Source organism: Ferribacterium limneticum, assembly GCF_020510565.1.
GTDB classification, from domain to species: Bacteria; Pseudomonadota; Gammaproteobacteria; order Burkholderiales; family Rhodocyclaceae; genus Azonexus; species Azonexus limneticus_B.
The window spans coordinates 2,569,463-2,587,419 of the sequence record NZ_CP075189.1 but is presented as its reverse complement, the minus strand read 5'-3'; the positions used below and the strand labels follow the sequence as shown (position 1 = coordinate 2,587,419).

The window sequence follows — 17,957 nt, the reverse complement described above, 5'->3', positions numbered from 1 at the left end:
CGCGCCTTCCTGCATCAGCATCCGCTAAAATTCGGGCTCCACCCAATTTCCCGGATGTGCCATGAAGATCGCTGATCCCGCGCAGACTGCGCTGTGCAATGAAATCAAACTGTTGCTCGACACATTGCCGCTCGATGGCGCGCGTGTCCTCGAACTCGGCTGCGGCAAGGCTGAAAAGACGCGGCTTTTGGCGGAAACCGGGCGGCCGAGTGAAATCATCGCCCTCGAAGTCCACACCATCCAGCACGCGCGCAATCTGGAGATTGCCGATCTGCCGACGGTGCGCTTCAGCCACGGTGGTGCCGAGGCGATTCCGGTCGACGACGCCAGCGTCGACATCGTGCTCATGTTCAAGTCGCTGCATCACGTGCCGGTGGCCGACATGGATCGCGCCCTGGCCGAGATTGCCCGCGTGCTCAAGCCGGGCGGCCTGGCGTGGATTTCCGAACCGGTCTTTGCCGGCGACTTGAACGAGGTCTTTCGCCTGTTCCACAACGAGCAACTGGTCCGCGAGGCGGCCTTTGCGGCGATCTGCAAGGCGGTGGCTTCTGGCAGCCTGAATCTCGACAAGCAGATGTTCTTCAACACCCGCAGCTATTTCGAGAGTTTTGCCCAGTTCGATATCCGGATGATCCAGGTCACGCACACTGATCACCAACTGGCCCCCGAACTTTACCGGCAAGTGCAGGAAAAGTTCGAGTCCTTCATGGGACCGGACGGCGCCACCTTCCTTAATCCGCAGCGCGTCGATCTGCTCCGCAAGCCGGCCTGATCAGGCGGCGGGGCGGATGGTCCCGAGGTTGAGCGTCACGCCCTTCTTCATCTTGCCGACGACGTGCATTTCGCAGGCTTTGCAGTCGAACTTGAGAATCAGCTTTTCGTTGCCGTTGATCAGCGTCATCGGGTCCGGCTTGAGGTGTTTCACTTCCTTCGGGCACAGGTTGAAGCTGTAGCGCAGGCAGTGGCGGGTGATCATGAGCGAGACCATGCCTTTTTCGTTGCCGGCCTCGTAGGCTTCCTCGATCAGCTTGACGCCGTGTTTCTCGTAGAACTGGCGGGCCTTGGCGTTGAAGACGTTGCCGAGATAGGTCAGTTCTTCCTGTGGGTAGGGCGCCGGGTTGGCGGCCGGGGCGGCGCGCGGCGGGCGCGGGTGGCTGGCGATGCGGGCGGCTTCGAGCTGTTCGGTGGCTTCGCGGCGCAGGGCGTTGATGGCGCTGACGGGTAGGAACCAGGGCTGGCTGAGCTTTAATTCAACCGGCTCGGCGACGAAAATGGTGTTGCCGAATTTGCCGAGGTTTTCGGTGAGCTTGGCCATCGCCGCTTCGGGGTTCTGGGCCAGTTGCCATTCTGATTTTGGCCCGTTTTTCCGGTTGACCGTAACATTCACGCCATCTTCGTCGGTCAGGGTCAGCGTGAAGCCGTCTTCGGTTTCGGTCAGCACCGGTTTGACTGAAATGCGACGGTCAGCCGATTCTTTCTCCAGTGAGCGCTCGAATTCCTGGTCACGGTTGCGGAAGAGGCTGGCGCCCTCGGTCAGTTCTTCAGGCATTTCGGCCGGGAACAGGGTTTTGCCATCGGCCCGGTTGATGCGCATGCCGACGACTTCGCCGTGGGCGTCGTAGAAACAGACGCCATCGCCGTTGTTGAAGGGCTTTTCGGCATTGACGGTGAAACAGCCGTCGCCAATCTCGACGACCTCGCCGATCAGTTCACCGACGAAACTGGGCGAATCGAAGGCGCCGATGTCGTCCTGACGGTCGTTGGCGAAATAATCGGTGTAGCCGCGGTTGAATGTCTTGTCCGGCTGCGGCGTGAAGGTGTAAGTGCTGCGACCGCTCGAGGCGCGGGTGAATTCCGGGTTATTGGCGATGATCTGGTCGAGCAGGCCGCGATAGTGCGCGGTGATGTTCTTGACGTAGCTGAGGTCCTTGAGTCGCCCCTCGATCTTGAAGGAGCAGACGCCGGCGCGGGCCAGTTCGAGCATGTTGGCGGTCTGATTGTTGTCCTTCATCGACAGCAGATGCTGGTTCTCGGTGATGGTTTTACCCTTGTCGTCGACCAGGGTGTAGGGCAGGCGGCAGGCCTGCGAACACTCGCCGCGGTTGGCGCTGCGCCCGGTGTGGGCCTGGCTGATGTAGCACTGGCCGCTGAATGCAACGCACAGCGCGCCGTGAACAAAATATTCCAATGAAACATTGGTTTGCGAAGCAATATTGATAATTTCGTTTAAGCTGCATTCGCGCGCCAGAACGACCTGCGAGAAGCCGACATCTTCGAGAAACTTGACCTTGTCGGCGTTGCGATTATCGGTCTGCGTGCTGGCGTGGAGCTGGATCGGCGGCAGGTCGAGTTCAAGCAAACCCATGTCCTGGATGATCAGCGCATCGGCGCCGGCTTCGTAAAGTTGCCAGGCGAGTTGGCGGCTGTCTTCGAGCTCGTCGTCGCGCAGGATGGTGTTGAGCGCGACGAAGACCCTGGCGCGAAAGCGGTGGGCGAAATCACAGAGCCGTTTGATTTCGGCGACATCGTTGCCGGCGCCGTAACGGGCGCCGAAAGCCGGGCCGCCGATGTAGACGGCGTCGGCCCCGTGTTTGATGGCTTCAATGCCGAAATCGGCGTTCTTGGCCGGGGCGAGGAGTTCGAGGGGGTGTTGAATTCGGGTCATGGCGCCTTAGTACGTGAAACGCGGCGCAAGTTCTTCGATATTGAACTCGCGCAGGATGGCTTCGGCCCGTTCGCGGGCGTTTTTGCGGGGCGCGTCGCGCTTTGAAGCGATGATCAGCTCGTTCTTCATCGAGTGTTCCCAGCCGACCAGTTCGGTGACGGTGACGTCGTAACCATGCGATTCGAGCAGCAGGCAACGCAGGACGTTGGTCAGGTGGCTGCCGAGTTCGCGGGTATGGATCGGGTGTCGCCAAAGCTCGGACAGCGGTTTTTGCGACAGCGATTCGTTCTTTCTGGCCCGCATCGTGGCGGCGACTTCGGCCTGACAGCAAGGGACGAGGACGATATGGCGGGCGTTCTTGGTCAGGGCGAAACGGATGGCGTCGTCGGTGGCGGTGTTGCAGGCGTGTAGCGCTGTCACGACATCGACGCTGGCTGGCAGCTCGCTCGCAGTCAGCGAATCCTCGACCGTGCAGGCAAGGAAGCGCATGCGCTCAAAGCCAAGCCGGGCGGCCAGTTCGCGGGATTTCTCGACGAGTTCCTGGCGCGTTTCAATGCCTATGATCTCGCCTTGGGCACGATTCTTGATACATAAATCGTAGAGGATGAAACCGAGATACGACTTGCCGGCCCCATGGTCGACCAGCGTCTCGGCGCCATCCAGCAACGGTTCGATGAATTGGTAGAGGTGATAGACCTGTTTGAGCTTGCGCCGCGTGTCCTGATTGAGCTTGCCGTCACGGGTAAGGATGTGGAGTTCCTTGAGCAGTTCGATGGACTGCCCGGGACGGATTTCGGGAATCTCGGCGGTGATATTTGGCTTCTTCATGGGGCGACATTATCGCATTCAAACTTCTGTCACTTTCGTGTCAACCGAATCAAAGTCGAGTCGTTATACGGCTCATGGTGATCAAACACCGCATACCTACGGAGATAGATAAATGGGCAGTCTGAGCAACGAATCCTTCGATCAATTCCTGGATTCCCTGAAGAAAGCCGGTATTACGATTTCCAACGAAGCCGAACTGCGCGAGCGGCTGGCTGAAGCACAACGCTGGCGTTTTGCCTTCCAGACCCTGGCCGCCAACGGCAAGATCATCGGCATCAGCTTCGAAGATCAGTCCGAAGGCCGCAACGAAGCCGAAATTGCTCGCGCTTTCAACGAATTCCATTTTTCCGAGAAGTCCAAGGCGGTTTTCTCCGCCAGTCTCAAGCACTAAGACTTCAAGTTTCGGCCTTCCGCGTCGGCGGGGGGAAGAAGAAAAAACGGGCGCCATGCGGCGCCCGTTTTGCGTTGACTGCTACGGTCAACCCGAAAAAATGGCCGAAATTGAAATTTCGGCCATTCGTTTTTAGCGAGTGATCGGCTTGTAGCGAATCCGCTTCGGCTTGGCGCCTTCTTCGCCGAGGCGCTTCTTCTTGTCTTCTTCGTATTCCTGGAAGTTGCCTTCGAAGAAATTCCACTGCGAATCGCCTTCGGCCGACAGGATGTGCGTGCAGATCCGGTCGAGGAACCAGCGATCATGGGAAATGACCATGGCGCAGCCGGGGAACTCGAGCAGCGCGTCTTCCAGGGCGCGCAGGGTTTCGACGTCAAGGTCGTTGGACGGTTCGTCGAGCAGCAGGACGTTGCCGCCGGTCATCAGCGTCTTGGCCAGGTGCAGACGACCGCGTTCGCCGCCGGACAGATTGCCGACCTGCTTGCCCTGATCGGCGCCCTTGAAGTTGAAACGGCCGATGTAGGCGCGCGACGGCATTTCGAACTTGCCGATTTGCAGTATGTCGCTGCCCTGCGCCAGCTCTTCGAAAACGGTCTTCGTGCCGTCGAGGCAGTCGCGTGACTGATCGACGTAAGCCATCTTGACCGTCGGGCCGATGTCGACCGTGCCGGAATCGGGCTGCTGCTGGCCGGTGATCATCTTGAACAGCGTCGATTTACCGGCGCCGTTCGGGCCGATGATGCCGACGATGGCGCCAGCAGGGATGGTGAAGCTGACGTTGTCCATGAGCAGCTTGTCGCCGAAGGACTTGGTGACGCCGTTGAACTCGATGACCTTGCCGCCCAGACGGTCGCCGACCGGGATGAAGATTTCCTGCGTCTCGTTGCGCTTCTGGTATTCCTGGCTGGACAGTTCCTCGAAGCGGGCGATACGGGACTTGCTCTTGGCCTGGCGGGCTTTCGGATTGCTGCGCACCCATTCCAGTTCCTGCTTCATCGCCTTCATGTGGGCGTCGATCTGCTTGTTTTCCGTTTCCAGGCGGGCTTCCTTCTGCTCCAGCCAGCTGGAGTAATTGCCCTTGTACGGAATGCCGTGGCCGCGGTCGAGTTCGAGGATCCATTCGGCCGCGTTGTCGAGGAAGTAGCGGTCGTGGGTGACGGCGACGACGGTGCCCGGGAAGCGGACGAGGAACTGCTCCAGCCATTCGACCGATTCGGCGTCGAGGTGGTTGGTCGGTTCGTCGAGCAGCAGCATGTCGGGCTTGGCGAGCAGCAGTTTGCACAGCGCGACACGACGCTTTTCACCGCCGGACAGGTTGCCGATGACGGCTTCCCAAGGCGGCAGGCGCAGGGCGTCGGCGGCCAGTTCCATCTGCGCTTCAGTATCCGAGCCGGCGGTGGCGATGATCGCTTCCAGGCGGGCCTGTTCCTCGGCCAGCTTGTCGAAATCGGCTTCCGGGTCGGCGTAGGCAGCATAAACCTCGTCGAGCTTGGCCTGGGCCTGCATGACTTCGCCGAGGGCAGACTCAACTTCCTCGCGCACCGTCTTGGCGGCATCGAGTTGCGGTTCCTGCGGCAGGTAGCCAATCGAGACGCCGGCCAGGTGCTGCACCTCGCCGTCGTATTCCTTGTCCACGCCAGCCATGATCTTGAGCACGGTCGATTTGCCCGAGCCGTTCAGGCCGAGCAGGCCGATCTTGGCGCCGGGGAAGAAGGAGAGGGAAATATCCTTGATGATCTGCCGCTTGGGCGGAACGATCTTGCTCACGCGGAGCATGGACATGACGTATTGAGCCATTGAACAACCTACCTGTCGTCGTAAAGATTAATGATGCGCGAGTCTACGAGGCTTCAATGCAAATGACCAGCCTCCCGAAGCTCGGGGGCTGGTCATTTGCATTGAAGCGAAGGGAAAACTGACTAGAAGTGAAGACTGCCCAGCGGACGGTGCAGCAGCACGGCCGGCGCATCGACCCGGGGGCAGGTGCGCACGGTGCCGATCTGCGAGAAACCGAATTCCCGGCGGTAGTAGGCCGCATGTCGCGGATTGACTTCGATCACCGCGTCGGTCACGCCAAAAACTGCCCGGGCGTATTGATAGCTCGAGCGGAAAAGCGATTTGAGCAGTTCGGGGTCATGGGCATCGACATCGACCGCCAGTCGCGTCACTTCGCAGAGAACGCGGGAAGGCTTGCGCAGCCCGGAGAGTTCCTCGGCATAGAGATTGTCGGCGAGCAGGCCGGCGCTGGAATCGCGGGAAGCGGTCAGCGTCGCCACCAGTTCTCCCTCCAGCCAGACACCCAGCGTGGCGTGATTCGGGTCTTCGATCAGCTGTCGTGCCGGCGAAGTCCGGTAACCGCGCCAGGCGTACATGCGGCGTACCAGGGCACTGCAGGCCCTGTGCTGGTGGTAGGTCACGGCCGGGGCAACGACCAGTTCCGGCAGCTCAAAACCTTCGCCCGACCCGAGCGAACCCGCCAGCAAGGCGGCTGGCATGATGCCGGAGCTGAGCGGGGAGGTCGAAGGTATGACGTCCTGCATAGTCTGCATTCTAATGTTTATGCTATTTGCAATCAACCGGCGACGGCAACGGCACTCAATGTTTTCGCCGGTTCATCGCGGAGGTGAAAAGGCGTCGATTTCTCGGCCGACAGGGCGTTGATGTCGCCGCATAGTTCGCCGCCTTCGTCGATGACCAGCTTGCCGTAGCGGATCTTGCCGGTGACTTTGCCGGTGGCGTGGATGATCAGTTGCGAACGGGCTGTCAGTTCACCTTCGAAGTGGCCGTGGATTTCGGCGATGTCGATGCTGACCTTGCCCGAAAACGAGCCATTGTCGGCGATACGGATGACGCGGCTGTCCATGGTCGCTTCGACGCGGCCTTCGACGACCAGCGTGTCGCAATCAAGAATTTCGGCGCCTTTCAGTTTGACATCGGGCCCGACGATGAGACGGGCGCCCATGACGTTTTCCGCCAACGATTCGGTCTTTTCCGGCTGGGGAGCTGGCGCGGCCACGGTGCTGCTTGCCGCAGCAGAGGCGTTAGGGGTGCTGGTGGAGCTGCCCAGAATGTTGTTGACCTCCTTGCGGGTGATGACGTCATTGCGGTTGTTGAGGATCGGTTTGTTGAACATGGTGACTCCCGTCTTGAGGTTTCAGTGAATGGCGGACCGGAACTCCATTGCGATAAGCGTGCCATGCATGTACAGCATTGTTTAATCAATGGCTTACGATTTATATTAAAAGTTGTTTCGCGATTCATTGCCGAGATCTGTCGTGAAATTGCGACAGATATTTTTGGTTTTCCCGGCAAAGGCAGCTAATCTAGATCAGTAGCCTGTCGTGAAATTGCGACATGTTTATAATCGATTGATTTATAAGTGATAAAGCGGTCTACGTGGCGACTGGTGAGCGGATTTTTCCAGCGCCCCAACAGCCGTCTTCGCCCGCATGGCGGTTTAAACTTCAGTTTTAAGACACAAAGCGCCGATGAATCGAATTTCCTTCCGCCAGGGCATGTTGCTTGGCTTTGCCCTGATCGTCCTGCTGTTGGGCGGCGCGGCGGTGCAAAGCTGGCTCGTCGTCGAGCGGCTGGTCGATCAGAGCCGGCGCAGCAGCGAGCAGGCCATCCAGTTGACGGCGTCGATCCAGGAGCTTGGCGAACGTACCGTCGATATCGAACGCAGCGCGCGGCAATATCTGGTGCTCGACAACCCCGTTTTCCGCCTGCGCTTCGACGAACACCTGAGCCAGTCGCTGGCGGTCGTCGACCGGCTCGATACGCTGGCCGCCGAACCGCTCCAGCCCTTGCTCGGCGGTTGGCGCATGGTGGCCGAGGCGTTGCGCAGCGGTCTTGATCAGAATATTCCGCAAGCCGAGATCATTCCGCTGCTGGCCCGCATGGCTGAGCTCGATGGCCTGTTGAAGCAGGCTGGTCAGCGCTGGATCGAAGGGCAGAATCGCAAGTCGCTGGAAGACCTCGAGACCAACCGCTTGCGTCTCGGCGGGCGCATTGCCCTGGCCCTCTGTGGCGCGCTGCTCGTCGCGCTGGCCATGGGCTGGTGGCTGGTTCGGCCGGTGCGCCACCTTGAGCAGGCCATCATCCGGCTCGGCGCCAGCCGTTTCGATGAAGCCATCACGGTCAGCGGCCCGGCCGACTTGCGCCAACTCGGCAAGCGGCTGGACTGGTTGCGCCAGCGTCTGGCCGAGCTGGAGGCGGACCGCGAGCGGGCCTTGCGCCATGTCTCGCACGAACTCAAAACGCCGCTGACGGCACTGAAGGAAGGCGTCTCGCTGCTCCGCGAGGAAGTCCCCGGACCGTTGGCGGCAGGGCAGCGCGAGGTGGTCGATATCCTCCAGCACAACGTGATCGGCCTGCAGCAGCAAATCGAAAGCCTGCTGACGCTCAATGCCGCCGCCTTCGAGGCGCGTCGCCTGCAAATTGCCCCGACCCGGCTGCGCCGGCTGCTCAGTACGGTGGCCCAGCGCCGCGAACTGCACAGCCAGTCGCGACAGTTGAAGATCGTCATCGAGTCCTCGCAGGAAACGGCCATGCTCGACGCCGAGAAAATGACGGTCGTACTGGACAATCTGTTGTCCAATGCCATCGATTTCAGCCCGGAAAACGGTGAAATCCACCTCTCGGTCAGTCACATTGAAGGCCTCTGGCGCTTCGAATGTATCGATCAGGGACCGGGCGTCGCTGAGGAGGACCAGCAACGCATTTTCGATCCCTTCGTCCAGGGCCAGCGCGTCGCACCGGCGCCGCGCCAGGGCAGCGGCGTTGGTCTCTCCATCGTGCGCGAGCTGGTGCGGGCGATGGGCGGCACGGTGTACCTCGTCCCGCAAGAAACGGGCGCCCATTTTTGTGTGGAAATACCTGATGAGCAGTAAATACCCGACGTTTTCCCGCCGCGTGGCGGTTTTCATTTTTGGCCTGTTTTTCGGGTTGACCGTAGCAGGCTGCGCTTCCGGCCCGCTGGCCAGGAAACTGCACCTCGACGACCCCAGCCCGGAGGGCGCGCTGCTCTATAACCAAAGCCTGTCGCGCCTGACGCCGGCCGAGCTGGGGCGCGAACGGTCGGTGCTCGTCGCCGTGCCGCAGACGCCCTTCACGCAGGTCAGGATGGCGCTGCTGCTTGGCCATCCGCGCGTCCAGCAGGATCTCGGCAAGGGGCTGGCGCTGCTCGAAGGCGTACTCAAATCGAACGAACCGGCAGCGGCGCCTTTTCACCCGCTGGCCCGGCAACTCGCCGACAACTACCAGGAACGCATGAAACTCGAAAGCCAGCTGGAAAAACAGGGCCAGCAATTGAAAGACAGCCAGCGCAAGACCGCCGAGCTGCAGGAAAAACTCGACAGCCTGGCCAATATCGAACAAACGCTGATCCCGCGCCCGCGCGTAGTCAGTCCGAACGGAGGCAAGCGGTAATGGCCGGCGCCCACGTACTGGTCGTCGATGACGACGAAGATATCCTCAAGCTGCTGACCATGCGCCTGAGGGCCAAGGGTTTCCGCATCACCGCCGTCGGCTCGGCCGAGCAGGCGCTGGCCCAGATCGCCGTCGATCCGCCGCGCGTCGTCGTCAGCGACGTTCGCCTGCCTGGGCTGGACGGCCTGGCACTGTTCGAGGAAATCCGCCGGACCCGGCCGACACTGCCGGTCATCCTGCTTACCGCCCACGGCAACATTCCCGATGCCGTTGCCGCCACCTCACGCGGCGTTTTCGGCTACCTGACCAAGCCTTTCGACAGCCAGATTCTGCTTGAAAAGATCGACCGCGCCCTGCAACTCTCGGCGCCAACCTCGCACCCCGGTGACGAGCCATGCGCGGCAGGGAAGGGCGACGACGCCTGGATGGAAGGCGTCATCTTCCGCAGCAGCAAGATGGCCGAACTGATGGCCGAAGCGCGCATGGTTGCCGCCTCCGACGCCAGCGTGCTGATCCGTGGCGAAAGCGGCAGCGGCAAAGAGGTGCTGGCCCGCGCCATCCACCGCGCCAGTCCGCGCGCCAAGGGGCCGTTCGTCGCCATCAACTGCGGCGCCATCCCCGAACAACTGCTCGAATCCGAACTCTTCGGCCACGCCAAGGGCGCCTTCACGGGCGCCGGCGCCAGTCGCGTTGGCCTGTTCCAGACCGCCAACGGCGGCACGCTCTTCCTCGATGAAATCGGCGACATGCCGCTCGCCCTCCAGGTCAAGCTGTTGCGCGTCCTGCAAGAACGCGTCGTCCGGCCGGTCGGCACGACCAAGGCCGAGCCGGTCGATGTCCGTCTGCTCTCGGCGACCCATCGCGACCTCGATCTCGCCATGGCCCAGGGCCAGTTCCGCGAAGACCTTTATTATCGTCTCGACGTCGTGTCGCTGACCCTGCCGCGCCTTGATGAGCGGCGCGAAGACATCCCGCTGCTCGCCCTGCATTTCGTCCAGCTGCTCGCCGGCAAATACGGCAAACCGGTCAACGGCTTTGCCCCCGAAGCCCTTGAAGCGCTGGCCACGGCCGCCTGGCCGGGCAACGTCCGACAACTGTTCAACGTCGTCGAACAAAGCTGCGCGCTGACCTCGACGCCGTTGATTCCGCTGACGCTCGTCCAGCGTGCCTTGCGCGTGCCGGTCATGGATGCCCTGAATTACGCCGAAGCCAAGCAGCGTTTCGAGCGCAACTACCTCGTCCAGTTGCTCAAACTGACCGACGGCAACGTCGCCGACGCCGCCCGCCTGGCCGAACGCAACCGGACCGAGTTCTACCGTCTGTTGCAGAAACACGACCTGACGCCAGCCATGTTCCGCAGCGAAGGCGATAGCCCGCCGTCAGGCGGAGACAGGCCGGGGCCGGCCTAGCGAAACAGCGCCGTCATTCCCGCTTGCGCGGGGATGACAGTTTCCCGGGGATTTCTCCTCGCGCCAAAAACAGCTGTCGTTGCCGCACGACGGAATGCCCGTCGTTGAAAACGCAATACTTATTTAGTGCGTTGATTTAAAACAAAAATAAATGGCTGGCACGGACTTCGCAATAGTCTGATGGCAATCAACAATAAAAGGGAATAGCCATGTTCAAACGTCACCTCATGGTCGCCAGCATCACCGCTGCAGCCACCTTTGCCGGCCTCGGCCTTTCCGCCTTCGCCACCGACGACCCGCAACTGTTGGCCGCCATGGTGGCCAACACCGAAGCGCAGGACGCGGCCCTCATCGACAAAGTCGAAACCCTGCTGCGCACCGACATCGACCTGGCCGGTTCGCAGTTCCGCATCCTTGCCAAATCCGCCGTCGTTACCGTTGGCGGCTCGGTGCCCGACGAACATGCGCTGCGCCGGGCCCTCGACCTCGCCAGCGGCGTGCGTGGCGTGCGTGAAGTGCGCAACGCCATGGAGGTCGACGTCCCAAAGTAAGGGGAGGGGGCGATTCCAGCTTCCCGAGGGCGCTGCTCAGACTGATTCCAGAGTTACCAGTAGGGCCCCTTCGGCGACTGTATCGCCCTCTATGACGTGTATTTGCACCACCCGGCCAGCGTGCGGGCTGGGAATATCCAGCGCCACCTTGCCGGTTTCCAGCGTCAGAATGTTGTCGTCGCGCTCCACCATGTCGCCGATCTTGACCAGCAACTCCAGAATGAAGACGTCACCGCTCGCGCACGAGCCGCAACTCGACCAGCACTCGGGGTATTTCGGCATGCGAACGAAGGAGAAAGACATCAGCTTTTTTCGGCGGAAACCTTGCATTCTACGCCAGCCTCCGTATAATGCGCCGCTCTGACAGTGCGCCCGTAGCTCAGCTGGATAGAGTACTTGGCTACGAACCAAGGGGTCGGGCGTTCGAATCGCTCCGGGCGCACCAGCAGAACAACCCGCCGAAGGTTGAAAATTTCGGCAAAGCAGTAAAAAGCAGTTTAGGTGTGCGCCCGTAGCTCAGCTGGATAGAGTACTTGGCTACGAACCAAGGGGTCGGGCGTTCGAATCGCTCCGGGCGCACCAAAAATTCATGAAAAAGCCACCTTCGGGTGGCTTTTTTGTTTCCTGTGGGAAAAAAATAGGGTTCAACTCGCTCTTTGGTCTAAGCGCCCGATAAATGAGCAGTAATGCCTCGGCGCCTATGCCAAAGAATGTTGGCAGCTGTTTGTGCCCTTAAGCGTTAAAACCTGGAGTCGTTTTCACAGGGAATCCCATCATGATCGCCATCCATTTTGGTGCCAGGGCAGTTCTTCGTAAAAAACTCAGCTTCCGCTCTTGATGTCATTTGGCTGCAATGCTGTCGCCCGTCACAGGCAAATTGTTGAGGTGGAGCGGGAGCGATCTGTGCTGTGTCGCGGGGCTGTTCTGACTGGGAAAGTCGACTGGGGGGCAAATCAGACTGCTGATTTTTTCCTATTTTGCGTGGCTCCTCGATTTGGATATCTTTGCCCAATAACGAGTGAGTGTTTTTTTCATGGTAGAACTGCCATGCTCCAAAAATAATGACGGCAATGAAGAGAATTTTTTTCAATTCTGAATCCTAGAGGGGGCTCACGGTTGTTAGCTGAAGCCGATCAGTCCGAATATAAACAGATATGTATATTTGGATTATGCCTTCAGAATCTATCAATTCGCAATGAAACAGCCTCTGATTGGACTGTATTTGCGCTGATCAACTATGAACTAGGCGGTTGGGGGGAAATCACTCCGGGCGCGCTGGTCAAACAAAAAAATGGCACTTCCAACGAAGTGCCATTTGTTCAGCCTTTGATTTTCGTTCAGCGCCCGCCCGACCGATTTTGTTTTTGGCCGTTTTTTCCGGTTGACCGTGGCATTCCACCCGGGCGGGCTGCCGGCCTGGCGCCGGGACGTTTGGGGGCGTCGTCGAAGCCGACCCAGTTGCTCGGTGTGCCTTTGCCGCCTCGGCCGCCGGCTACCTTTGGTTTTTTGATCTTCTTGGCGGCGATTGCAGCGGCGCCGGTCAGCGGAATGCGGTGGTCGGGTTCGAAGCCCGGTTCTTCTTCGCGGCTTAGCGTTTGTTTGAGCAGTATTTCGATGGCAGCGAGCATCGGGGCTTCGTCGGCGCAGACCAGCGAGATGGCTTCGCCGGTGGCGCCGGCGCGGCCGGTGCGGCCGATGCGGTGGATGTAGTCTTCGGCGACGATGGGCAGGTCGAAATTGACGACTTGCGGCAGGTCGTCGATGTCCAGCCCGCGGGCGGCGACGTCGGTGGCGACGAGGATTTGCACTTCGCCGGCCTTGAAGCTTTCCAGCGCACGCAGGCGGGCCGGTTGCGGTTTGTCGCCGTGGATGGCATCGGCCTTGATGCGCTTGGCGTGCAGGATGCTAACCAGTTCGTCGGCGCCGCGCTTGGTCTTGACGAAAACAAGCACCTGGCCCCATTTCCGGTCCTTGCGCATGAACAGGAAGAGTTCGGTCTTGCGCTTCTTGTCGACGGGCACCATCCACTGTTTGACGGCCTTGACGGTGCTGTTGGGCGGGCTGATTTCGATGGTCAGCGGGTTGCGCAGGCGGGCTTTGGCCAGGCTGCGGATGACTTCGGAGAAGGTGGCCGAGAAGAGCAGGGTTTGCCGCTTTTTGGGCAGGGCGGCAAAGACGGCGTCGAGTTCGTTCGAGAAGCCGAGGTCGAGCATGCGGTCGGCTTCGTCGAGGACGAGCACCTGCACCTTGTTGAGTTTGAGGGCGTTCTGGCTATACAGATCGAGCAGGCGGCCGGGGGTGGCGACGAGGACATCGACGCCACGGCGCAGGCGCATCATCTGCGGGTTGATGCTGACGCCGCCGTAGGCCGCGTAGGTGCTGACGCCGCTGTGTTCGCCGTACTGGCGGAAGCTGGCGTGGACCTGTTCGGCCAGTTCGCGCGTCGGCACGAGGACGAGGGCGCGCACGGAATTGCTGCCGACCTTGATATCATCGGTGGCCAGGCTGTGCAGGATGGGCAGCGCGAAGCCGGCGGTCTTGCCGGTGCCGGTCTGGGCTGCGGCCATCACGTCGCGCCCTTCAAGGATGGCGGGAATGGCTTGCTCCTGAATCGGCGTCGGCGTCTTGTAGCCGAGCGTTTCGAGGGACTGGAGCAGCGTTTCGGCAAGGCCGAGGGCGGAGAAGGTCATGGGCGGGGAGGGGGAAAGCAAATGGGCAATGAAGGGGCGAGTTTAACCCGCCCGTGTAGCGAGCGTTTAAACGCCGGCGGCGAGGCCTTTGCGCAGCAGCATGTCGACCACTTCGTTAATGCCGCCTTCGCTGGATTCAGCGAGCGTGCGCAGTTGTTCGGCCAACTCGGCATCGAGTTTGACGGCGAAGGGGATGAGGCCCTTCGCCTGGTCCAGCTTGCGCTGCTCCTTGCGGTCGAGGACGGTGCCCTGGCCGAAACGGTCGGGGGTTCCCGCTTGTTTCATGTTGCGGTCAATCTTGCTGGCAAGGCTTTTGTAGAGATCGGTTCTTTTCATGGGGAGGCTCGGGTGCGTGGCGGTATTGGTTACCGCCACTGGGTTGCAGCCGGCCGGCGGCAGGCTGACAAGCGTGAAGCGCGATTACCGCCGCGTCAGCAGCAGGCCACACTCCAGGTGGTGCGTGTAGGGGAACTGGTCGAAGACGGCGGAAGCGGCGATCTGGTGGGTATCTTGCAGGGCGGTGACGTTTTCGAGCAGGGTCTGCTGGTTGCAGGAAATGTACAGGATGCGGTCGAAGCCGCGAGCCAGTTCGAGCGTCACGGCGTCCAGCCCGCTGCGCGGCGGGTCGACAAAGAGCGTGGCGTGGCGGAAGGGGGCGAGGTCGATGTCTTTGAGGCGCGTGAATTCCTCGCGGCCGGACAAGGCATTACTGAATTCCTCGCTCGACATGCGGGCGATGGCAACGTTTTCGACCTTGTTGGCTTCCAGGTTGAATTGCGCGGCATGAACGGACGACTTGCTGACTTCGGTGGCGAGCACCTTATCGAAGAGTGGGGCCAGCGCGATGGTGAAGTTGCCATTGCCGCAATACAGCTCGACCAGATTGCCGCCAATGCCGGCCGCCTGCTGGCAGGCCCAGCCGAGCATCTGGCGATTGACGCCGCCGTTGGGCTGGGTGAAGCTGCCTTCGACTTGCTTGTAGCGTAGCTGGCGGCCATTGAGTTCGAACTCTTCGAGCACCCAGTCACGGTCGAGTACGCGCTTCTGGCCACGGCTGCGGCCGATGATCATGATGCCCAGTTCGGCTGCCATCTCCCGGGCGGCGGCCTCCCAGGCTTCGTCGAGCGTGCGGTGATAGATCAGCGTGACCAGCATGTCGCCGCTCAAGGTGGCGAGAAAGTCGGCCTGGAACAGGCTGCGGCGCAGCGTCGGGCTGACGGCAAGGCGGTCGCGCAGGCGCGGCATCAGGGTGCAGATCGATTCGGCGGCCGGTGGGAAGGTGTCGAGCGCGATCGGCACCTTTGGGGCTTCCGGGTCGAACATCGCGTAGTCGAGGCGGTCGCCATCGTGCCAGATGCGGAATTCGGCGCGCAGCCGGTAATGCAGCGGCGTCGAGGCATGGGCAACGGTATTGGTCACGCCGAGCGACGCAAAGGTCTGCTCGAAATGGGCGAGTTTGCCGGCGAGTTGGGCCGGATAGGTGGCGGGGTCGTAAACGGGAAGAGGCATGATTTAGCGGGAGTTTTGGCGGTGCCAGGCCGGGTTTTTGGGCGGCAACCGTGAGCGAAGGGCGAAATATACGCTGGTCTGCCGGTCAGGGGGAGTATTGCCGCCAGCCCCGGAGGAAAAATGGCCGTCGACCGGCGAAGATCGCCGCAATGGTGGCTTTTTTAACTTTCAAACGGTATAAAGTTCGGGTCTCGCCATGAGATATCGATCATTCACAGGATAGTCATGAACGTCGCTCACCGAGTTGTAAATGCCCTTCTGGCGCCCATGCTGCTTGTTCTCGCCCTGATTTTGCCCGTGCCGTCGCTGGCCAGCGATCATGGCGGCGGTGGCGGCGCACCGGAACCGATGGTATTTACAGTCAATCTCGGTACCGAAAACTATTTGCAGTTCGGGCTGATCCTGGAACCTGCCGTTCCGGAAGCAGCCGGCGCCATCGCTGCCTACAAACCGCGGATCCAGCATGAGATCATCCTGCTGCTCTCGGGCAAGGAGGTAGCCGGGCTGCGCACTCTGGCGGGCAAGAAGGAACTGATCGAAGAGCTCATTGAACTGGCCAACCACGCCATTCATGAAGACGAGAAAACCGGGATCAAGGAAGCCTTGTTTACCCAGTTTCTGATCCAGTAAGCAGGACTGCCGTTGCCGATGAAGTCGTATTCAGCACCGATAGAGGCGGCTCTTGATGCCGTGGCCGAGCACCTTCGCCACGCGCGGAGCGCCTTGTTCATTACCGGCGCGGGGATTTCGGCCGATTCCGGCCTGCCGACCTATCGTGGCGTTGGCGGCCTCTACGACAGCGAGGCAACGGAAGAGGGCTTGCGCATCGAGGATGCCTTGTCGGGCGAGGTTTTTGCCATGCACCCGGAGATCACCTGGAAATACCTGATTCAGATCGAAGAAAACTGCCGTGGTGCCAAACCAAACGCCGCACATTTCGCCATTGCCAGCCTGGACGAGCATCTCGACCGGGTCATGGTATTCACGCAGAACGTCGATGGCCTGCACCGTCAGGCCGGTAGTCGCGAAATCGTCGAGATTCACGGCAACTTGCAGGAACTGGAATGTACCGAATGCAGCCATGAAGAAGCCGCTGCCGACCTGAGCGGGCGGGAAGTGCCGCCCTTGTGTCCGCAGTGCGGCGGTGTCTTGCGGCCGAAGGTGGTGCTTTTCGGCGAAGCCCTGCCGGAGGAACCGCTGGATCGTTTCATCGACGCCTTTCAGCAAGGTTTCGACATCGTTTTTACCATTGGGACGTCGAGCATCTTTCCCTATATTACCCAGCCGGTCGTGTTGGCGGCCGGCAGCGGCATTCCGACCGTCGAGATCAATCCGGCGCGCACCATGCTCACCGATATCGTCGATTTTTACCTGCCGCTCGGTGCTGCCGAAGCGATGACCGCGATCCTCGAAAGAGTCGGCCTGGAGCCGCGTTCCGGCTGAAGCGTTGGGAATTTCCAACACATTTTTTCAGGTAATTGGTGCAGTGCACAAAAAGCTGTTGACAAGTGTTTTCCTGTGATTAGAATGGAGTCATGCTGCGGCGCAACATAAAGGCCAAGGCGAATAGATCACCCCAACCTCAGGAGATTCATCATGTTCACCAAACCCGAAGATTTCGCCAAGTCCAGCATCAATTCCGCTCTGTTCTTCGCCAACACCACCTTTGACGGCATCGAGCGTCTGGCCCTGTTGAATCTGGCCGCTGCCCGTTCCGTTTTCGAAGGCGCCATGTCCAACGTCACCGCCCTGCTCGGCGCCAAGGATGTCCAGGCTTTCGTCAGCATCCAGAAGGAACTGGCTTCGCCGTCCATCGAAAAGGGCATGGAATACTCGCGTAACGTGATCGCCATCGCTGGCGAAACCAAGGACAAGCTGGCCAAGGAAGTTGAAGCCAAGGTTGCTGAAAACGCCGCCACGGTTTCCGGTCTGGTCGAAAAGGCTCTGGCTTCCGCTCCGGCTGGTTCCGAAGTGGCCGTCGCTGCCGTCAAGACCGCGATCAAGTCCGCCAACGAAGCCTACGAAGGCCTCAACAAGGCTGCCAAGCAGGCTGCTGAAGTTGCCGAAGCCAGCGTTGCTGCTGCTACCAGCGCCACGATGAAGGCTGCCAACGTCGTCGCCGCTCCGAAGGCTTCCAAGAAGGCTGCCTAAGCACCTTCTGCCTGGACATCAAAAACCGGAGCCTGCCTTCGGTTTTTGATCAAAAAAGCCCTTGGTCATCAAGGGCTTTTTTCTTTTCGACATTGGAAGGATTCGCCATGCCACATACCCACGCCCACACGAAGGCGGAAGCCATCCACGAGGCCCTTGAGGTTTTCGAGGAGGCGCACCACCATCAGCCGGACGCCCATGAAAAGGCCCGCCTTGTTTCGGACACGATCAAGGAATGGGAGCATGAAGAGGTTGAAGCCCTGCATGCGGGCGATACAGCCGCCTGATCGGGCTTGCTGAAAAGACGACCGGGCCGGCTCAATATCGAGTCCG

The 17,957-nt window shown here is 60.4% G+C and carries 20 protein-coding genes and 2 tRNA genes; 12 read left to right on the top strand and 10 right to left on the bottom strand.

Annotated features, from left to right (window positions below; genetic code table 11):
* Positions 1 to 61 precede the first annotated feature (61 nt).
* Positions 62 to 772: a class I SAM-dependent methyltransferase gene (locus tag KI610_RS12490; protein WP_226495292.1), complete on the top strand. Its 711-nt coding sequence runs from the start codon at positions 62 to 64 to the stop codon at positions 770 to 772.
* Here KI610_RS12490 and KI610_RS12485 read toward each other — a convergent pair whose 3' ends face one another.
* Entirely contained in the window at positions 773 to 2,665 is a 1,893-nt protein-coding gene (locus KI610_RS12485; RefSeq protein WP_226495291.1) for a peptidase U32 family protein, read from the bottom strand.
* A 6-nt stretch (positions 2,666 to 2,671) separates the two neighbouring features.
* Positions 2,672 to 3,493: a class I SAM-dependent methyltransferase gene (locus KI610_RS12480; protein ID WP_226495290.1), complete on the bottom strand. Its 822-nt coding sequence runs from the start codon at positions 3,491 to 3,493 to the stop codon at positions 2,672 to 2,674.
* Positions 3,494 to 3,605: 112 nt separating this feature from the next.
* Between KI610_RS12480 and KI610_RS12475 the strand changes: the two genes are divergently transcribed.
* The gene (locus tag KI610_RS12475) at positions 3,606 to 3,884 is read left to right on the top strand and encodes a hypothetical protein (protein ID WP_226399661.1); all 279 of its coding nucleotides are present in this window, start codon (positions 3,606 to 3,608) and stop codon (positions 3,882 to 3,884) included.
* 132 nt (positions 3,885 to 4,016) lie between these two features.
* On the opposite strand, the gene ettA is transcribed toward KI610_RS12475, so the two are convergent.
* The 3 genes from ettA to KI610_RS12460 all read right to left on the bottom strand — a co-directional run bounded on the left by ettA (position 4,017) and on the right by KI610_RS12460 (position 7,017).
* On the bottom strand, positions 4,017 to 5,681 hold the full coding sequence (ettA, locus tag KI610_RS12470) for an energy-dependent translational throttle protein EttA (RefSeq protein WP_226495289.1): 1,665 nt from the start codon (positions 5,679 to 5,681) through the stop codon (positions 4,017 to 4,019).
* A gap of 122 nt (positions 5,682 to 5,803) precedes the next feature.
* Positions 5,804 to 6,433 (bottom strand): N-acyl amino acid synthase FeeM domain-containing protein, encoded by a 630-nt coding sequence (locus KI610_RS12465; RefSeq protein WP_226495288.1) that lies wholly within the window; start codon positions 6,431 to 6,433, stop codon positions 5,804 to 5,806.
* Positions 6,434 to 6,456: 23 nt separating this feature from the next.
* A complete protein-coding gene (locus KI610_RS12460) occupies positions 6,457 to 7,017 on the bottom strand; it encodes a bactofilin family protein (protein ID WP_226495287.1) in 561 nt (186 codons plus the stop codon).
* Positions 7,018 to 7,372: 355 nt separating this feature from the next.
* On the opposite strand from KI610_RS12460, the gene KI610_RS12455 reads away from it, so the two are divergent.
* The 4 genes from KI610_RS12455 (at position 7,373) to KI610_RS12440 (ending at position 11,274) form a co-directional block, all read left to right on the top strand.
* Positions 7,373 to 8,776 carry a sensor histidine kinase gene (locus tag KI610_RS12455; protein WP_226495286.1) on the top strand — a complete coding sequence of 468 codons (1,404 nt, stop codon included), beginning with the start codon at positions 7,373 to 7,375 and terminating at the stop codon, positions 8,774 to 8,776.
* The gene (locus tag KI610_RS12450) at positions 8,766 to 9,314 is read left to right on the top strand and encodes a permease (protein ID WP_226495285.1); all 549 of its coding nucleotides are present in this window, start codon (positions 8,766 to 8,768) and stop codon (positions 9,312 to 9,314) included. Before KI610_RS12455 ends, KI610_RS12450 begins: the two co-directional genes overlap by 11 nt.
* Positions 9,314 to 10,723, top strand: coding sequence for a sigma 54-interacting transcriptional regulator (locus tag KI610_RS12445; RefSeq protein ID WP_226495284.1), 1,410 nt, complete (start codon positions 9,314 to 9,316; stop codon positions 10,721 to 10,723). The genes KI610_RS12450 and KI610_RS12445 overlap by 1 nt, the downstream gene beginning before the upstream one ends.
* Before the next feature lie 209 nt (positions 10,724 to 10,932).
* Complete coding sequence (locus KI610_RS12440; protein ID WP_226495283.1) at positions 10,933 to 11,274, top strand: BON domain-containing protein; 342 nt, start codon at positions 10,933 to 10,935, stop codon at positions 11,272 to 11,274.
* Between the two features lie 36 nt (positions 11,275 to 11,310).
* On the opposite strand, the gene KI610_RS12435 is transcribed toward KI610_RS12440, so the two are convergent.
* Positions 11,311 to 11,577, bottom strand: coding sequence for a biotin/lipoyl-containing protein (locus KI610_RS12435; protein ID WP_226495282.1), 267 nt, complete (start codon positions 11,575 to 11,577; stop codon positions 11,311 to 11,313).
* Positions 11,578 to 11,642: 65 nt separating this feature from the next.
* Here KI610_RS12435 and KI610_RS12430 point away from each other — a divergent pair.
* Together KI610_RS12430 and KI610_RS12425 are read left to right on the top strand one after the other, a co-directional pair.
* Positions 11,643 to 11,719, top strand: a tRNA-Arg gene (locus KI610_RS12430).
* A gap of 60 nt (positions 11,720 to 11,779) precedes the next feature.
* Positions 11,780 to 11,856 (top strand) — tRNA-Arg (locus KI610_RS12425).
* 157 nt (positions 11,857 to 12,013) lie between these two features.
* On the opposite strand, the gene KI610_RS12420 is transcribed toward KI610_RS12425, so the two are convergent.
* The 4 genes from KI610_RS12420 to trmA form a co-directional block, all read right to left on the bottom strand.
* Entirely contained in the window at positions 12,014 to 12,364 is a 351-nt protein-coding gene (locus tag KI610_RS12420) for an excalibur calcium-binding domain-containing protein (protein ID WP_226495281.1), read from the bottom strand.
* Between the two features lie 247 nt (positions 12,365 to 12,611).
* On the bottom strand, positions 12,612 to 13,964 hold the full coding sequence (locus KI610_RS12415) for a DEAD/DEAH box helicase (RefSeq protein WP_226495280.1): 1,353 nt from the start codon (positions 13,962 to 13,964) through the stop codon (positions 12,612 to 12,614).
* Between the two features lie 66 nt (positions 13,965 to 14,030).
* Positions 14,031 to 14,300 (bottom strand): hypothetical protein, encoded by a 270-nt coding sequence (locus KI610_RS12410; RefSeq protein ID WP_226495279.1) that lies wholly within the window; start codon positions 14,298 to 14,300, stop codon positions 14,031 to 14,033.
* Between the two features lie 84 nt (positions 14,301 to 14,384).
* Entirely contained in the window at positions 14,385 to 15,473 is a 1,089-nt protein-coding gene (gene trmA, locus KI610_RS12405; protein WP_226495278.1) for a tRNA (uridine(54)-C5)-methyltransferase TrmA, read from the bottom strand.
* 225 nt (positions 15,474 to 15,698) lie between these two features.
* On the opposite strand from trmA, the gene KI610_RS12400 reads away from it, so the two are divergent.
* The 4 genes from KI610_RS12400 to KI610_RS12385 all read left to right on the top strand — a co-directional run bounded on the left by KI610_RS12400 (position 15,699) and on the right by KI610_RS12385 (position 17,911).
* On the top strand, positions 15,699 to 16,103 hold the full coding sequence (locus tag KI610_RS12400; RefSeq protein WP_226495277.1) for a flagellar basal body-associated FliL family protein: 405 nt from the start codon (positions 15,699 to 15,701) through the stop codon (positions 16,101 to 16,103).
* An 18-nt stretch (positions 16,104 to 16,121) separates the two neighbouring features.
* Positions 16,122 to 16,916 (top strand): NAD-dependent deacylase, encoded by a 795-nt coding sequence (locus KI610_RS12395; protein WP_226495276.1) that lies wholly within the window; start codon positions 16,122 to 16,124, stop codon positions 16,914 to 16,916.
* Positions 16,917 to 17,069: 153 nt separating this feature from the next.
* Positions 17,070 to 17,624 carry a phasin family protein gene (locus KI610_RS12390; protein WP_226495275.1) on the top strand — a complete coding sequence of 185 codons (555 nt, stop codon included), beginning with the start codon at positions 17,070 to 17,072 and terminating at the stop codon, positions 17,622 to 17,624.
* Between the two features lie 107 nt (positions 17,625 to 17,731).
* Complete coding sequence (locus KI610_RS12385; protein WP_226495274.1) at positions 17,732 to 17,911, top strand: hypothetical protein; 180 nt, start codon at positions 17,732 to 17,734, stop codon at positions 17,909 to 17,911.
* Positions 17,912 to 17,957: the final 46 nt, after the last annotated feature.

Excerpts from the sequence above, each read along its gene's own strand:
- KI610_RS12415 (WP_226495280.1), bottom strand. The coding sequence starts at position 13,964 with ATGACCTTCTCCGCCCTCGGCCTTGCCGAAACGCTGCTCCAGTCCCTC.
- KI610_RS12485 (WP_226495291.1), bottom strand. The coding sequence starts at position 2,665 with ATGACCCGAATTCAACACCCCCTCGAACTCCTCGCCCCGGCCAAGAAC.
- KI610_RS12490 (WP_226495292.1), top strand. The coding sequence starts at position 62 with ATGAAGATCGCTGATCCCGCGCAGACTGCGCTGTGCAATGAAATCAAA.
- KI610_RS12445 (WP_226495284.1), top strand. The coding sequence starts at position 9,314 with ATGGCCGGCGCCCACGTACTGGTCGTCGATGACGACGAAGATATCCTC.
- KI610_RS12465 (WP_226495288.1), bottom strand. The coding sequence starts at position 6,433 with ATGCAGACTATGCAGGACGTCATACCTTCGACCTCCCCGCTCAGCTCC.
- KI610_RS12390 (WP_226495275.1), top strand. The coding sequence starts at position 17,070 with ATGTTCACCAAACCCGAAGATTTCGCCAAGTCCAGCATCAATTCCGCT.
- KI610_RS12385 (WP_226495274.1), top strand. The coding sequence starts at position 17,732 with ATGCCACATACCCACGCCCACACGAAGGCGGAAGCCATCCACGAGGCC.
- KI610_RS12435 (WP_226495282.1), bottom strand. The coding sequence starts at position 11,577 with ATGTCTTTCTCCTTCGTTCGCATGCCGAAATACCCCGAGTGCTGGTCG.
- KI610_RS12410 (WP_226495279.1), bottom strand. The coding sequence starts at position 14,300 with ATGAAAAGAACCGATCTCTACAAAAGCCTTGCCAGCAAGATTGACCGC.
- KI610_RS12400 (WP_226495277.1), top strand. The coding sequence starts at position 15,699 with ATGAACGTCGCTCACCGAGTTGTAAATGCCCTTCTGGCGCCCATGCTG.
- KI610_RS12455 (WP_226495286.1), top strand. The coding sequence starts at position 7,373 with ATGAATCGAATTTCCTTCCGCCAGGGCATGTTGCTTGGCTTTGCCCTG.
- KI610_RS12460 (WP_226495287.1), bottom strand. The coding sequence starts at position 7,017 with ATGTTCAACAAACCGATCCTCAACAACCGCAATGACGTCATCACCCGC.
- trmA (WP_226495278.1), bottom strand. The coding sequence starts at position 15,473 with ATGCCTCTTCCCGTTTACGACCCCGCCACCTATCCGGCCCAACTCGCC.
- KI610_RS12480 (WP_226495290.1), bottom strand. The coding sequence starts at position 3,493 with ATGAAGAAGCCAAATATCACCGCCGAGATTCCCGAAATCCGTCCCGGG.
- KI610_RS12450 (WP_226495285.1), top strand. The coding sequence starts at position 8,766 with ATGAGCAGTAAATACCCGACGTTTTCCCGCCGCGTGGCGGTTTTCATT.
- KI610_RS12475 (WP_226399661.1), top strand. The coding sequence starts at position 3,606 with ATGGGCAGTCTGAGCAACGAATCCTTCGATCAATTCCTGGATTCCCTG.
- KI610_RS12440 (WP_226495283.1), top strand. The coding sequence starts at position 10,933 with ATGTTCAAACGTCACCTCATGGTCGCCAGCATCACCGCTGCAGCCACC.
- KI610_RS12395 (WP_226495276.1), top strand. The coding sequence starts at position 16,122 with ATGAAGTCGTATTCAGCACCGATAGAGGCGGCTCTTGATGCCGTGGCC.
- ettA (WP_226495289.1), bottom strand. The coding sequence starts at position 5,681 with ATGGCTCAATACGTCATGTCCATGCTCCGCGTGAGCAAGATCGTTCCG.